Genomic DNA, 14,930 nt, shown 5'->3' on the forward strand with positions numbered 1-14,930 from the left:
AGGCGTTGCCCATCCAGCTATAAAGGGTATTAAACCATGGGATTCAAATGCGGTATCGTGGGCCTGCCAAATGTCGGTAAATCCACTCTGTTTAACGCGCTGACAAAAGCGGGTATTGAAGCGGCGAACTTCCCCTTCTGCACCATTGAACCCAACACGGGCGTTGTGCCTATGCCTGACCTGCGTCTGGATCAGCTGTCCGAGATCGTCAAGCCACAGCGCGTGGTTCCGACTACCATGGAATTCGTCGATATTGCCGGTCTGGTAAAAGGTGCATCGAAAGGTGAAGGCCTGGGCAACCAGTTCCTGACCAATATCCGTGAAACCGAAGCGATCGGCCACGTGGTTCGCTGCTTTGAAAACGACAATATTATCCACGTGAATAATAAAGTCGATCCGGCTGATGATATCGAAACCATCAACACCGAGCTGGCGCTGGCGGATCTGGACACCTGTGAACGTGCACTGCAGCGCGTGCAGAAAAAAGCTAAAGGCGGCGATAAAGACGCGAAAGCGGAACAGGCGGCGCTGGAGAAATGTCTGCCTCATCTGGAAAACGCGGGCATGCTGCGCGCGCTGGATCTGACCGATGAAGACAAAGCCGCCCTGCGCTATCTGAGCTTCCTGACGCTTAAGCCCACGATGTACATTGCTAACGTCAATGAAGATGGCTTTGAAAACAACCCGTACCTGGATAAAGTGCGCGAAATCGCCGCCAAAGAAGGTTCTGTCGTTGTGCCAGTCTGCGCCTCTGTCGAATCTGATATCGCCGAACTGGAAGACGAAGATCGTGACGAGTTTATGGCCGAGCTGGGCATCGAAGAGCCAGGCCTGAACCGCGTGATTCGTGCCGGTTACGCACTGCTGAATCTGCAGACCTATTTCACCGCCGGCGTCAAAGAAGTACGCGCATGGACTATCCCTGTTGGCGCCACCGCCCCACAGGCCGCCGGTAAAATCCACACCGACTTCGAGAAAGGCTTCATTCGCGCACAAACGATCGCGTTTGAAGACTTTATTACCTATAAGGGTGAGCAAGGCGCGAAAGAAGCGGGCAAGATGCGTTCAGAAGGAAAAGAGTACATCGTTAAAGATGGCGATGTGATGAATTTCTTGTTTAACGTCTAAATAAAATGTGTCGTCTCATGAGGTGTCATAACATCCCATGAAAACCACCTAAGCCCTTAAAATCCACGCCATTGCGTGGATTTTTCATTCCATATTGTCCCATGTTATTCCATGAAAGCGCATTCTAAAATGAGTACATAGGTGAGTACAAACCGTTTCCATTATCATTTTAGGTGAGTACAATGATAATCTAGTAAATAGACATGGATCCGCTATGCTCACTGATACGCAATGCCGCATTGCCAGGCCGAAAGAAAAACTCTATCGACTCAACGACTTCAACGGTCTCTACCTGGAAGTGAAACCCAGCGGCAAAAAAGCATGGCGTTATCGATTTAAACTCAACGGTAAATCAAGCATGTTTGCGTTGGGTGAGTATCCAGCAGTAAAGCTCGCCGAAGCACGAGTGAAATGCGAGCAAGCGAGAAAGCAAGTTGCAGATGGAATCAACCCGGCACAGGCTCGTCAGTTAGATAAGATCCGCAAGATCAATGATGCATTAAACACATTTGAGCTAGTCGCCAAAGAATGGTTACAGATGAAAGACTGGGCAGAAATAACTAAAACTCGCCGACTGGATATGCTTGAACGTGTGGTATTTCCCTCAATCGGTAAGCTTCCTGTCAGAGAAATCAACTCACACCACATTCTTAAAATTCTTCAGGAAACTGCTAAACGCGGCGCACCAACTGTTGCCGCAGAAGCCCGACGTACCATATCATCGGTTTTCGAGTTAGCAGTAGCAACGCTTAGAGCTGATAGTGATCCTGTCTGGTCTGTGCGCAAGGCGCTTCCCGCGAATAAGACACAGCACAAACAAGCATTGAATACGAAGCAAATCGGTAAGCTTTTAAGCTGTTTTGATAACAGTCGCGGCTCATATCAGGTTAACTATTGCATGTGGCTAATGTGGTGGACATTGGCGCGACCAGCCGAAGTCACCGAGGCAGAGTGGGAAGAATTCGATCTTGACAATGCACTATGGATCATTCCGGCAACGCGCATGAAAGCTCGCAGGGAACATGTTATTCCCCTTCCCTCCCAAGCCGTCAACATGCTCAAAACACTACAAGGATTAACCGGGCACCGACAGCATATTTTTCCGGGCAGGGATAACCCGCTAGGCCCAATGACATCGCACTCTCTGCGTCAGCTACTCAAAAGCCTCAGTTGGAGTGGAACTTACAGCCCTCATGCCACCAGAACTACGGGTAGTACACGTTTAAACGAGATGGGCTATCGAGCTGATGCTATCGAAGCTCAGTTAGCGCACGCTGATACAAACAATGTTCGCCGCACGTACAATCATGCAACTTACATCGATGAACGAAAAGCGATGATGCAGGAGTGGGCAGATAAACTGGACGAGTGGGTAGCAGAATACGATTAGTACTTATTGCATTCAGTAAATCATACAGATAAAAATCGCTATTCATGCTCCGCTATGTGCTAAAAGAAAATGAATGGCTTTGTCGAGGGCTAATTATTTCCATTTATTTACCCTTCTCATATGTGAAAACCGATTATTATACCATCCAATTAAAAGGCACTTTTGAAAAAAGGTAGTAAACAGTGAAGTAAAAATAATATACATTTCCCCTCCGCACTAGGAATTATATATTCCTCTTCAATGAAAAATACAATATAAGTTACTGCCGCACCCGGTGAATTTGTCCAACCCTTCACAGCCAAAAAACAAGTTTTAGTCTGCTCAGCGTTATATCAAAGGCTAAAACTTAACAGTATGTACCTGATCTCTGGTAGTTAAAGCTCCCTTATCTTTTTTACATTGTTCAAGTGCTCTTGATAGTTTTTCAAAAAATCTCTGATTAGAATAAACCTGAGCGATATCTTTACCCGCTATCGTAATTCTGCTTCCAATGTTTCTTCTGTAATTTTTAATAAAATTTTCAATATCAAACTTAAACTCATCATTGAAGATATTTTCAAATTCAGATGTAGCGATTTCCGGATAACAATCTGAGAGAATGGAGAACAGAAAAAAAGCCATATGATCTGTTGCTGCCGCGATGACCTCATCATTGCTTTCTATACTTTCCAGTTTAATTTCATTCATTTTTATTTTTCTTAGCTGTCAGTTTCTTTTCAAGCATTGCGGAAAAAGTGTTATTAAGCTGCATTGCCTTTCCCTTTTCAATATTTTTTATCATTGCATCAGGATGAGTAACATTTTCCGATTCATGATGTACATTAGTATCATTTTTTTCACAATCTGTTTTTTTAATGTAATTTTTGTTTTTTTTCTCTTTTCTCAGATTTTCATTCTCTCTGGCTCTGGCCCCGTTACTTAACCAGGTTTTTCGTTGTACATCTGTCGAACTGACGAAAGTCAGAAGAAAACCAACTAACATATCATGATTAATATCCAGCCCCAGATACTTTGCTACTTCACCACCTAATACAATTTTTTTATGTGTTGTTTCTTTTCGTGTCAGGGACTTTTGTTTTGTTGTTAATCTGTTCAGTTCCTGCTGTGCTGATGCAAGTAGTTGCTGTAAATTTTTTCTTTCCATTAAATTTCTCCTGTAATATTAAACCCGATCACCAGGCACCAAAAACAGTATTGTGGCCCAGTAATATCATTGTACTTTCATTAAAACCACTAAGGGTTTGATCTTCATATAGCTTTTCTTATCCAGCAATCCATTTATTAGTAAAACAAAGGGATATATCTTTTTGTTTTTTATTATCATTTAGTGGCGGCAACCAGAACGTCGAGACGGCTTTTTATCGCTTCATATTGTTGCCCGGCATTAATCACGCCATTAAAACAGTCGAACAGCATTGATTTTTCATACTGCTGTATACTAAACCACCCGCCTTTCCTGTCTGCTCGCCTACTATCTGATGCAAAGGAAGATAAAATCACCTCTCGTTTAACCGAAAGGCCAAATAGCTGCCTGATGACTTCTCTGGCGGTAGCATATGTACTGTCGATGCTGAAATAATTCAGGAAAATACCTGTTACAATGATAATCAGCTCCTGCATGATGCTTCTTTTGAGTGAAGAGACAGCATTACCATATCGCCCTGACAGGGTTCTGAAACGGGTTTGCTCACTGGCTTCCAGCAGTTGAGGTTCATATTCGCTGCGGATAGCAGTAAAGGCTTCTTTAACCGTGTTTTCTTTTAATCTGATGCGCATACTTTCGCTGTTGTCGCTGTAATCAATCAGAAACCATTTTGTTTCCAGATCACCATCCTCATTGTTAATGACATTTATTATTTTATTCATCTTTACCTCTATTGTTGTCTTAACCTGAATAAAATAATTATCACATATTTTTTATTTAGCAAATTTTACAAATATGAAATACCGAGTTATATTATTAATATAAGCAACAGGAAAATATCCCTTCTTCGATTTGTATCCCTTTACCCCCCAAGCTTACGCGCCTCTTCTTTCGGCGCTTAGATCCAGAGAAAAACTTGACCATTGTTTTATTTTGATTCGGCGCGAGCTGAAAAAAATAAATACAATGCCCACTTATACATTGCTTCGCAACGTGTGGGCCTGGCGGGGGCCTTAAAGTCAACACCAGAGTTTTTCTTGCGAAAAATTAAAAGCAGCAAAGGTCAACACCTTTAAAAAAATTAAAACCAACAGGAGTATTTATTATAGCATGGCAATTTTTCATTTATCGTTTAGTATGCTGAAAAGATCCGCAGGAAAATCGTCCTGTTATCTTGCCGCATATAACGCAAGAGAAAGAATAGAAGACGTGAGAACAGGAGACGTGTACGATTATTCATATCGTTCCGACCTATTCCATCACTGCATTCTCGCCCCAGAACACACACCTTTGAATATTATTAAAAACTCTGCTGTGTTGTGGAATGAAATTGAGAAAGTTGAAAAAAGGAAAGACGCCCAGCTCTCACGTTATTTTGATATCGCTATTCCTGTTGAACTGGATAACGATGCCAAAATCGCGTTAGTTAAAAATTACTGCAAACGTAATTTTGTCAGTAAGGGCATGATTACCGATATATCTTTCCATGACCTTGATGGTCATAATCCTCACGCTCACGTGATGCTGACGCTGCGCGAGATAACACCGCAAGGATTTGGCAACAAGAACAGAAGCTGGAACGAGCATGATTTAATGGACGAGTGGCGTGCATCATGGGCCAGAATGTCCAACCGTGCTCTCGAACGCACTGGTTCTGCGAATCGTATTGATCACCGTTCCCTTGCAGCACAGCGTGAAGAAGCCATTGCTCTTGCGAATGCAGCACAGGAAACAGGAAGACAGGATATCGCTAATGAACAACTGGCTAAGGCCATTGAGCTAAACCGCCCCGCGCTTACTAGGATAGACCGCAAATCATGGCACACTAAAAGAGCCAAAACCCTACGTGCCGCAGAACAGGTGCAGGCAGCACAGACCAAACAAGCTGCTAACGATTTCAGGCAGTTGTTTAATAGTGATGTGGGTCATCTCATGATCCTTAACCTCAACACCTTCCATATTGAAAGTCTGAAAGCGAAACCAGCACCACAACATCCGATACAGAGTTCGCCAGAATCTGCTCATCTACCTGAGCTGGTTGTTCACGAAAGAAAACGTCGCTTCAAGCCTGTCCAAGCGAAGCAAAGGGATATGTCCCTTTACTATGGTGTTGCGTCAAAAACAGAAAAACCAAAGCTATTAAGGCGCAAGCGTAAGATTAATCTGCACAAGCTATATGATTTTATTAAAATTTTTATGAGTGTGTTGGTTAAACGTCCTGTTCAGAAAGCAGAAAAACCTATTGGCAGCACAGCACCAAAACCTACGATGCCTACCGTAGCTGATCCGCTGCAAGACGCAAAAATCCTAACGGATATTTCGCTGGATGAGATTATGATTGACCCAGTTACTAAATTGAAGATAACCCGCAGGCAGTGGGAGTCGATGGGGACTACCAGTAAATCAGCAGACGTTTCCGTACCTCCGGACGCTAACTACAACCACAAGCCTGAGAAAAAACAAAAGCCAGACAAAACAAGCGAAGCGATTGCCTTTCCACCTTTACCAAAGGAAAAGAAAGTTTCCACAAAATCAAAAGGTTTCACACTGCCAAAACTTCGCTTTGGTTCTAGCAAGGGCAAAGATGAATAATTTTTAATCAAAACAATCAATTTAGAGTGATTTATTATCCTTTGATAAGCTCGTAACAACTGGAACTTTAAGGCAAAATAGATCAATCGTCCGTATCTGGAAAATGACCATAATGGCTAGAAAACCCAAAGAAATCAAAACAGACCCGTTAGAGGTCATCCTGTGGAAAGCGGCTGACAAGCTGCGTAAGAACATTGATGCCGCCGAGTACAAGCATGTCGTACTGGGCCTGATTTTTCTCAAATACATTTCAGATTCTTTTGAATCGCATTACGAACTGCTGAAAGCGGGCGAAGGTGAATTTGCAGGTGCAGATCCAGAAGACAAAGACGAATATACTGCCTATAACGTGTTCTTTGTTCCTGAACTTGCACGATGGAGTTACCTGATATCGAAGGCTAAACTTCCCGAAATCGGTAAGTTGGTAGACGATGCGATGGAGCTTATCGAAGCGGGTAACCCACAGCTAAAAGGTGTATTGCCGAAAGTCTATGCTCGCCAGAATCTTGATGCCACAGTGCTGGGTGAACTGATAGATCTGATTGGCAATATTGCATTAGGTGATGCCAAAGCACGCTCTGCTGACGTTTTAGGCCATGTGTTTGAATACTTCCTTGGTGAGTTCGCGCTGGCAGAAGGTAAACAAGGTGGTCAGTTCTATACTCCAAAATCCATTGTAAGCCTGCTTGTTAACATGCTGGAACCCTATAAAGGCCGTGTCTTTGACCCTTGCTGTGGTTCTGGTGGTATGTTTGTTCAGTCAGAAAAATTTGTTGAAGCTCATCAGGGTAATATCGATGATATTTCGATTTACGGGCAGGAATCCAATCAGACAACCTGGCGTCTGGCAAAGATGAACCTTGCTATTCGTGGTATCAACTCAGAACACGTCCGCTGGAACAGTGAAGGCTCATTCCTGAATGATGCCCACAAAGATTTAAGATCTGATTTTATCATTGCTAACCCACCGTTTAACGTTTCCGACTGGTCAGGCGAACAACTTCGTGGTGATGCTCGTTGGCAACATGGTATTCCGCCTGCTGGTAACGCTAACTTTGCCTGGATGCAACACTTCCTGTATCACCTATCGCCAAAAGGTCAGGCTGGCGTTGTGCTGGCAAAAGGGGCTTTGACTTCGAAAAGTTCTGGTGAAGGTGATATTCGTGCAGCACTTGTTAAAGATGCAAATGTGATTGACTGTATCGTTAACTTACCTGCAAAACTGTTCCTGAATACTCAGATCCCGGCGGCGTTATGGTTTATGCGCCGTGATCGTGAAAACAGCAGTCAGTATCGAGATCGCAGTAAAGAAATTCTGTTTATTGATGCCCGTAATCTCGGTCATTTAATCAACCGCCGTAGCAAAGTGCTTTCCGACGACGATATCAAGACCATTGCTGACACCTACCATAACTGGCGTAACAAAGGTGGCAACTACGAAGATGTCGCTGGTTTTTGTGCATCTGTCGATATCAATGAAGTCGCTAAACTTGACTACGTTCTGACGCCAGGCCGTTATGTCGGTCTTGTTGAAGAAGAAGACGATTTCGAATTTAAAGAAAGATTTACTGTTCTGAAAGCAGAATTTGAAGCACAATTGAAAGAAGAAGCATATCTAAATAAAGCTATCGTTGATAATTTGGCGAAGGTGGTTTTATGAGTCAGTGGACATCTATAAAATTAGGTTCTATTGTAAATATAACAAATGGATTTGCATTTAAATCGAAAGACTTTTTAACATCCCCAACATATAATACTTTGCCGGTACTTAAAATAAAAAATGTAGCTAATGGGGATGTTCATTTAAAAGATGTTCAATATCACTTATTTGATAGCAAATACGGGAAATACACTTCCTCAAAAGGTGATATCCTAATAACCTTAACAGGTAATCATCCACAAGCCCTAACTCAGGTTGTGGGAGCCGTATCAAAGCAGAAGTTTGATACGCTTACATATATTAATCAACGAGTTGCTAAAATAGATCCAATTCCTGATCTGGCCTTTAAGGATTTCATTTATTATTTTCTTAAAGATAAATCGACCCATGATTACTTAGCAAGTCAGTCTTCCGGAAGTGCAAACCAAGCAAATATTTCAAAAGCAGATATTGAAAACACAGAGTTATTACTTCCACCATTTACTGAACAAATAGCCATTGCCTCTGTGCTGTGCTCGCTCGATGAAAAAATAGACCTACTTCATTATCAGAATCAAATACTGGAAGCTATGGCCGAAACACTTTTTCGGCAGTGGTTTATTGAAGAATCGCAGGCAGATTGGAAAACAACGACACTGGATTGTCATATTACAGTAGCCAAGGGGTTAAGTTATAAGGGGTCTGGTCTTACCATGTCGGATAATGGCATTCCACTTTTTAGTTTAAACTCAGTACTTGAGGGGGGTGGTTATAAGAGTGCTGGTTTAAAATATTACAATGGTGATTTCAAAGAAAGACATATTGTAAAACCTGGGGATATAATTGTAGCCAATACTGAACAAGGTCATGAATATCGACTCATCGGTTATCCTGCTATAATTCCAAAAACTAAAAGTGAATTATCAATCTATACTCACCATTTATTTAAAATTAATATCAATGACGATAGTTACCTAACTAATGCCTTTATGTACTATTTACTTTGCGCCAAAGATATGCATGAGCAAGTTGTTGCTGCAACAAACGGTTCAACTGTAAATCAGTTGTCGGCTGACGGATTACAACGCCCAGAATTTAAACTCCCCCCGGAGTATAAGGTGAAAGAGTTCACTGCACAGATTGCTTCCTTCTGGAACAAAATAAGTAATAACAACTCACAAATTAAAAAAATTGAATCTCTGCGCGACACTCTCCTCCCCAGACTGATGAGTGGTGAAGTACGAGTTCAGTATGCAGAAGAAGCAATCGCGTCAGTAGCATAAAATAATTAAGCGGGTACAAAACCTGCTCTCTGGTTTAGCGGTAATAAGGACAGTACGCATGGCAAAGATGACCGAATCCGATATTGAAGTAATGGCGATTGAGTACCTGCAAGGGCTGGGCTATGAATATGTTTACGGCCCGGACGTTGAACCCAGTGGAATCAATCCGTTACGTAACTATCAGCAGGTTATCCTTGAAGATAAAGTGCGTACTGCCCTACAACGCCTAAATCCTCACCTTAGTGAACAGAAGAGTGAGGAAGCTCTAAAACAGGTGATGCAGATCAGCACACCTGATCTGATGGCAAACAATCTGGCCTTTCATCGCCTGTTGACCGAAGGGATCAATATCGAAGTCAGTAAAGACGGGAATAACCAGGGCGAACTGGCCTGGTTAATTGATTTTAACGATCCAGCCAATAACGAATTTCTGGTGGCGAACCAGATAACCATCCGGGAAGACCGTCATAACCGCCGCCCTGATATTATTCTGTTTATTAATGGATTGCCGCTTGTCGTTATTGAACTCAAAAACGCAACGGATGAAAATGCTACGGTATTAGGTGCTTATAACCAGATTAAAACCTATCAGAACCAAATCCCCAGCCTGTTTACGTACAATGCCTTTAATCTGATTTCTGACGGGCTGGAAGCCAAAGCGGGAACCGTTTCTGCTGATTTCAGCCGCTATATGACGTGGAAAACCTCTAACGGTAAAACGCAAGCCACCAGTACCCAGCCACAGCTAGAAATTTTATTACAGGGGTTGCTTAATCCTGTAACGCTGCTGGATATGATCCGCCACTTTATCGTGTTTGAAGCCAGCAAACATGAAGACAACAAAGGGATTATCAGTATCCGTACTGATAAAAAAATGGCGGCTTATCACCAGTACTACGCGGTCAATGCAGCAGTACTTTCCACTATTCGTGCATCGGCGGTGAATGCAGACTCCCCCTCTGCCGAAGTGGCAGTCCGCCAACAGGGACGTAACAGTAACGATCTCGTTAATGCGCAAAAAACCGGCGATCGCAAAGCGGGCGTAGTCTGGCATACCCAGGGTTCCGGTAAATCACTTTCGATGGTGTTTTATACCGGAAAAATTGTACTGGCGCTGGATAATCCGACCGTAGTGGTGATTACTGACCGTAACGACCTGGATGATCAGCTATTCGGTACATTTTCTTCCGCTACCCAGCTACTGCGTCAGACACCCAAACAGGCCGATAACAGAGACGAACTCAAAGAATATTTGCGGGTAGCCTCTGGTGGCGTGATATTTACCACTATTCAAAAATTCCAGCCTGATGATGGCAGCAATATCTATGATTTACTGTCAGCTCGTACCAACGTTGTTGTTATCGCTGATGAAGCTCACCGTTCACAGTACGGTTTCAGCGCCAAAGAAGTTGACGTGAAAGACAGAGAAGGCAACGTAACAGGCAAACGCACCGTTTATGGCTTTGCCAAATATATGCGTGATGCCTTGCCCAATGCGACCTATCTGGGCTTTACCGGAACCCCCATAGAAAAAACAGACGTTAACACCCCTGCTGTTTTCGGTAACTATGTTGATATCTACGATATATCGCAGGCTGTTGAAGACGGTGCCACCGTGCGTATCTTCTATGAAAGCCGTTTAGCGAAAATTGCCATCAGTGACGAAGGTCGCCAGCTCATTGAAGACTTCGACGATGAGTTTAACGAGGACGAGCTGACGATTACCCAGAAAGAACGTTCTAAATGGGCCAGAATCGAAGGTTTGATTGGCAGTTCAAAACGTATTAAAGCCATTGCGGTGGATATGGTTCAGCACTTTGAACAACGCTTAAAGTCCAATGCCGATCATGGCAAGGGTATGATTGTATCCATGTCCCGCCGTATTGCCGCTGAATTGTATAAGGAAATCATCGCCCTTAAACCCGAATGGCACAGTGAAGATTTAAACGATGGCGTGATCAAAGTCGTAATGACATCTTCCGCTGCTGACGGGCCAGAAATCGCTAGACACCACACCACCAAAAAAGAACGTCAGGTTCTGGCTAACCGCATGAAGGATGATGATGACAAGCTGAAACTGGTGATAGTGCGTGATATGTGGCTGACCGGCTTTGACGCTCCCAGCATGCATACCCTGTATATCGACAAACCGATGAAAGGCCATAACCTGATGCAGGCGATTGCCCGCGTCAACCGGGTTTACAAGGACAAGATCGGTGGTCTGGTGGTTGACTATCTCGGTATTGCTTCTGATTTAAAAGAAGCCCTGTCGTTCTACTCCGATGCCGGAGGACGGGGTGATCCAGCTGAGGTTCAGGAAGAAGCCGTGACGCTCATGCAGGAAAAACTGGAAATCCTGGAAGGCATGATGCATGGCTACGATTACAAAGCCTACTTTACTGCAAAGACTTCACAGCGCCTGACGATTATCCTTGAATCAGAAAACCACATTTTAGGGCTGGATAATGGCAAGGGTAAAATGCGTTTCCTTACCGCTGTTGCTGCCATGTCCCAGGCATTTGCACTGGCGACGCCACATGATAAAGCAATGGAAGCAGCCCCCGAAGTCGCATTCTTTCAGGCAGTGAAGGCTCGCCTGAATAAATTCACTGAAAACCCAGACGGCTCAGAAGAGGAACATAATGACAGTCTGGAAGTGCGGGTAAAACAGACTATCGATCAAGCACTGGTCACAGATAAAGTCGTTGATATCTTTGACGCAGCGGGAATACAGAAGCCGGATATCTCTGTGCTCTCTGATGAATTTCTCCAGGAAATGAAGGATTATCAGCACAGAAATATTGCTTTGGAAACGCTTAAAAAGTTGCTTGCTGATGAGATCAAGGTTCGCTCGAACCAGAGTATCACACAAGGGAAAAAACTGATTGATATGCTGACCTCTGCAATCAATGGCTACCAGAACAAAGTACTGACCGCTGCGGAAGTGATCGATGAACTTATCAAGCTTGCCAAAACTATCCAGGAATCCGACAGCCTTGCCAGCCAGTTAAATCTCAGTACCTACGAATACGCCTTCTATTCTGCTGTTGCGGATAACGACAGCGCTCGTGAGCTGATGCAAAAGGAAAAACTACGAGAACTGGCAGTCGTTCTGACGGAGGCTATCCGCAACAATGTTAGTCTGGACTGGACAGTGAAAGAAGCGGCAAGAGCGAAAATTCGCGTGGTGGTAAAACGTCTGCTAAAAAAATATGGTTATCCGCCTGATATGTCATTGCTGGCTACGGAAACTGTTTTGAAGCAGGCCGAGTTGTTAGCAGGAGAGTTTACTTCTTAAACTTTTTGCGCATAAATATACAAATTTTACCTTTGACATTAGATGTTAAGTAATATTTCGTGATTTAGGCTGAGGCTCACTTATGACATCAAAATATTCAATCAAGATAGACTTCGACAAAACACTCATGGAGAATCCAGAAAGGGTGTTCGAAGCCATGAGCTTCTATGTCAGAGGATTTAACGGATTATATGAAGCATTCATTAAAGGATTCGATGAGGAATTAATCATTGAATCGGGTTTAGAGGAAACAAGAGAAGGTTCTCTTATTGCTGATATTACCCACAAGATAACAGACAAAACAAAGTTTCTTAATATATTCCGCATCTGGGATGGTATTTTTAAAGGATTGGAACAATCCATATCAACTGTTGGACAAATAAATTCTCAAGAAGATATAAAAAGTTTTTCAGCGAAAGTTTATCAAAATATCCCTGCTAACGATGATACTATCTGTGGATGTGATGCCAGTAATTATGAAATTGCAAAAAGTTTAAAACTGATTTATGAAGGGACACAGAAACTCTCAACAACTGATAGTACTGAATTTGGGATAAACGATAAATTTTGTTCAGTAAGTAAATCTTTTCGATTTCCAAAGAGTGTAGACGAATTATTTGATGATAAGATCATTGAGTTTCCTTCAAAGGATTTATTAATAATAAGACGCCCGGACTATGTTGGAAATGCTCAGTGGGATTTCCTTAGTGTTAAGAGAAAATCAAAACCTGTAAGTGCTAAAATTTTAGATGAAGCATGGCTTAGTAAGTGGAGGAACCACCATGTACAATTTTGGCCAGGTGATGCATTACTCGTCGATATTGTGACAAAAAGAATTGTTAAAAGTACTAACGGTATGGTCATCTTCAAGGATGAAATTATTAAAGTGTTAAATGTAATTCATCAGGAAAATGTTGAGCAAGCTGTGATGGATTTATCAAATGAATAAGTCTATTTATTCAAGTGCCATTGCAGATGCATTATTTGTACTATTGCCTTTTTTAGTACTTTTTGTCATAAAATTCATGCAAAACAATATTAGTGATATGTTAAAATTATCTGACTATTCTCTTGCAACATCAATCATGTATTGCCAATTACTTGGAAAAACATTGTTAATTAGTGAATCAAAAAAGAAAGATGGCAACTTTCAATTATTTCAGGTGATTGTTTTTGTTTTATCAATCCTTTCAATTGTGTTTTATGCAAGTTTTCAACTAGTGCTGAAAATACCATTAAGTGCATATGTTATCCAACTGGCGTTTTTTATTATCTCCATACTATTTTATATACCACTACTAACGCTTATCAATAAAATGTCAGAACGATAGTTCATACCTCATATAAAAGCCTTCCCAATGAAGGCATTTATATAGAATGATCATAGGTTAACGCACAACACCATCACGCATCTTGATTACTTTCCCTGCCATGTTGCCGTTATTATGCGTGTTAAATGTCCTATCGCCAATATCGTATACAATGCCAGTAATCGTGATCTTCTGTCCTTTCCTGATTTTCAGGATATCGTCATCCTGACCCGCATAGTAAGACAACAGCACAGCCCCACCGCAGTAGTTTGTATCAGGCGTCTGGAAGATGATGGCGTAAGTTTTATGGTCTCTCTGCGCACCCAGGTACTTCATTGTGTCGTAGGCTTCCTGCGCTTCTAATACAGTGGCATTGCTGATGCGGACTTTCTTGCCAATCCAGTTCTTTTTGCCTGCCATAGCATTTGCTTCATAATCAAGGCAAACAGGGCCTAAACCGTTGACGGTGTTCACAGGAACATTATCAGAGGTAAGAGTTGTGCTCTTACTGTTTGATGGGCTTAAAGCTCCGCCCAAAGAAGATAAGGAAGAGTTGATTGACTCCCCTACTTTCCCGGTTGCGTCAGACAACTGTTGACAACCTGCGAGCGTAAAAGCGGCAGATGCTAATAAAGCCGTGATCGTTTTATTCATTTTAAAAACCTGTACAGGATTGTAAAAAACTCACTGCCCTGAGTTTGTCATTCAGAACAGTGAGTGGTGCTGTTTTCCCTGATGTTGGCAAAGCCATTAACGTGCGGTCGGACGAACCCAACTGACTTTATCTTTGGTTTTAAATTTCAGAATCAGTAAGGGGCCAAGCATTAACGCGAGCAAAGTTATCACCATTACTGGGGTGGATTTGGTTAGATAGGCCATGACAAATCCCGCAGGAATGCCAATAATCGTTCCACCAACTACCAGCCCCTTCATAGTCTGCTGGCTTACATAACCTTTTACTCTTTCCGCACCACATCCCCTGCACACTGACACATGCTCCTGGACTTCTGTACCGCAAAATGGACATTCTGACATGCTCTTTTCCTCGCCAGATTAACTCTAAGTAATTGATATAATTGATCTGAACAAAGGGCCTGTCATATCGTTTTTATCGATCAAACCCACAACTCACAATAGACAAAAACT

Annotated in this window: 13 protein-coding genes; 8 read left to right on the top strand and 5 right to left on the bottom strand. The window is 42.6% G+C overall.

Features of this window, described 5'->3' with window-relative positions:
- Positions 1 to 36 precede the first annotated feature (36 nt).
- Complete coding sequence (ychF, locus tag GC087_RS13535; protein ID WP_033741049.1) at positions 37 to 1,128, top strand: redox-regulated ATPase YchF; 1,092 nt, start codon at positions 37 to 39, stop codon at positions 1,126 to 1,128.
- A gap of 214 nt (positions 1,129 to 1,342) precedes the next feature.
- Positions 1,343 to 2,518 (top strand): tyrosine-type recombinase/integrase, encoded by a 1,176-nt coding sequence (locus GC087_RS13540; RefSeq protein ID WP_324028502.1) that lies wholly within the window; start codon positions 1,343 to 1,345, stop codon positions 2,516 to 2,518.
- 339 nt (positions 2,519 to 2,857) lie between these two features.
- On the opposite strand, the gene GC087_RS13545 is transcribed toward GC087_RS13540, so the two are convergent.
- The 3 genes from GC087_RS13545 to GC087_RS13555 all read right to left on the bottom strand — a co-directional run bounded on the left by GC087_RS13545 (position 2,858) and on the right by GC087_RS13555 (position 4,384).
- Positions 2,858 to 3,205: a hypothetical protein gene (locus GC087_RS13545; protein WP_324028503.1), complete on the bottom strand. Its 348-nt coding sequence runs from the start codon at positions 3,203 to 3,205 to the stop codon at positions 2,858 to 2,860.
- Complete coding sequence (traD, locus tag GC087_RS13550) at positions 3,198 to 3,662, bottom strand: conjugal transfer protein TraD (protein WP_324028504.1); 465 nt, start codon at positions 3,660 to 3,662, stop codon at positions 3,198 to 3,200. Before traD ends, GC087_RS13545 begins: the two co-directional genes overlap by 8 nt.
- A gap of 176 nt (positions 3,663 to 3,838) precedes the next feature.
- Entirely contained in the window at positions 3,839 to 4,384 is a 546-nt protein-coding gene (locus tag GC087_RS13555; RefSeq protein ID WP_324028505.1) for a hypothetical protein, read from the bottom strand.
- 388 nt (positions 4,385 to 4,772) lie between these two features.
- On the opposite strand from GC087_RS13555, the gene mobQ reads away from it, so the two are divergent.
- The 6 genes from mobQ (at position 4,773) to GC087_RS13585 (ending at position 13,805) form a co-directional block, all read left to right on the top strand.
- Complete coding sequence (gene mobQ / locus GC087_RS13560) at positions 4,773 to 6,254, top strand: MobQ family relaxase (protein ID WP_324028506.1); 1,482 nt, start codon at positions 4,773 to 4,775, stop codon at positions 6,252 to 6,254.
- A 112-nt stretch (positions 6,255 to 6,366) separates the two neighbouring features.
- The gene (locus GC087_RS13565) at positions 6,367 to 7,914 is read left to right on the top strand and encodes a type I restriction-modification system subunit M (protein WP_324028507.1); all 1,548 of its coding nucleotides are present in this window, start codon (positions 6,367 to 6,369) and stop codon (positions 7,912 to 7,914) included.
- A complete protein-coding gene (locus GC087_RS13570) occupies positions 7,911 to 9,176 on the top strand; it encodes a restriction endonuclease subunit S (RefSeq protein WP_167430943.1) in 1,266 nt (421 codons plus the stop codon). Before GC087_RS13565 ends, GC087_RS13570 begins: the two co-directional genes overlap by 4 nt.
- Before the next feature lie 58 nt (positions 9,177 to 9,234).
- Positions 9,235 to 12,474: a type I restriction endonuclease subunit R gene (locus GC087_RS13575; protein ID WP_324028508.1), complete on the top strand. Its 3,240-nt coding sequence runs from the start codon at positions 9,235 to 9,237 to the stop codon at positions 12,472 to 12,474.
- Positions 12,475 to 12,556: 82 nt separating this feature from the next.
- Positions 12,557 to 13,423, top strand: a complete 867-nt coding sequence (locus GC087_RS13580) for a hypothetical protein (protein WP_324028509.1) — start codon at positions 12,557 to 12,559, stop codon at positions 13,421 to 13,423.
- Positions 13,416 to 13,805, top strand: a complete 390-nt coding sequence (locus GC087_RS13585) for a hypothetical protein (RefSeq protein WP_180254947.1) — start codon at positions 13,416 to 13,418, stop codon at positions 13,803 to 13,805. Before GC087_RS13580 ends, GC087_RS13585 begins: the two co-directional genes overlap by 8 nt.
- Before the next feature lie 57 nt (positions 13,806 to 13,862).
- Here the strand turns inward: GC087_RS13585 and GC087_RS13590 are convergent, their stop codons facing one another.
- Complete coding sequence (locus GC087_RS13590; RefSeq protein WP_324028510.1) at positions 13,863 to 14,438, bottom strand: hypothetical protein; 576 nt, start codon at positions 14,436 to 14,438, stop codon at positions 13,863 to 13,865.
- Between the two features lie 96 nt (positions 14,439 to 14,534).
- Positions 14,535 to 14,819 carry a hypothetical protein gene (locus GC087_RS13595; protein ID WP_146109183.1) on the bottom strand — a complete coding sequence of 95 codons (285 nt, stop codon included), beginning with the start codon at positions 14,817 to 14,819 and terminating at the stop codon, positions 14,535 to 14,537.
- Positions 14,820 to 14,930 lie beyond the last annotated feature (111 nt).

Origin of the sequence: Pantoea sp. JZ2, assembly GCF_035191405.1 — a bacterium.
Lineage (GTDB): Bacteria > Pseudomonadota > Gammaproteobacteria > Enterobacterales > Enterobacteriaceae > Pantoea > Pantoea stewartii.

Coding starts and splice junctions, on each gene's coding strand:
- traD (WP_324028504.1), bottom strand. CDS start 3,662: ATGGAAAGAAAAAATTTACAGCAACTACTTGCATCAGCACAGCAGGAA.
- GC087_RS13580 (WP_324028509.1), top strand. CDS start 12,557: ATGACATCAAAATATTCAATCAAGATAGACTTCGACAAAACACTCATG.
- mobQ (WP_324028506.1), top strand. CDS start 4,773: ATGGCAATTTTTCATTTATCGTTTAGTATGCTGAAAAGATCCGCAGGA.
- GC087_RS13585 (WP_180254947.1), top strand. CDS start 13,416: ATGAATAAGTCTATTTATTCAAGTGCCATTGCAGATGCATTATTTGTA.
- GC087_RS13545 (WP_324028503.1), bottom strand. CDS start 3,205: ATGAATGAAATTAAACTGGAAAGTATAGAAAGCAATGATGAGGTCATC.
- GC087_RS13540 (WP_324028502.1), top strand. CDS start 1,343: ATGCTCACTGATACGCAATGCCGCATTGCCAGGCCGAAAGAAAAACTC.
- GC087_RS13565 (WP_324028507.1), top strand. CDS start 6,367: ATGGCTAGAAAACCCAAAGAAATCAAAACAGACCCGTTAGAGGTCATC.
- ychF (WP_033741049.1), top strand. CDS start 37: ATGGGATTCAAATGCGGTATCGTGGGCCTGCCAAATGTCGGTAAATCC.
- GC087_RS13590 (WP_324028510.1), bottom strand. CDS start 14,438: ATGAATAAAACGATCACGGCTTTATTAGCATCTGCCGCTTTTACGCTC.
- GC087_RS13570 (WP_167430943.1), top strand. CDS start 7,911: ATGAGTCAGTGGACATCTATAAAATTAGGTTCTATTGTAAATATAACA.
- GC087_RS13555 (WP_324028505.1), bottom strand. CDS start 4,384: ATGAATAAAATAATAAATGTCATTAACAATGAGGATGGTGATCTGGAA.
- GC087_RS13575 (WP_324028508.1), top strand. CDS start 9,235: ATGGCAAAGATGACCGAATCCGATATTGAAGTAATGGCGATTGAGTAC.
- GC087_RS13595 (WP_146109183.1), bottom strand. CDS start 14,819: ATGTCAGAATGTCCATTTTGCGGTACAGAAGTCCAGGAGCATGTGTCA.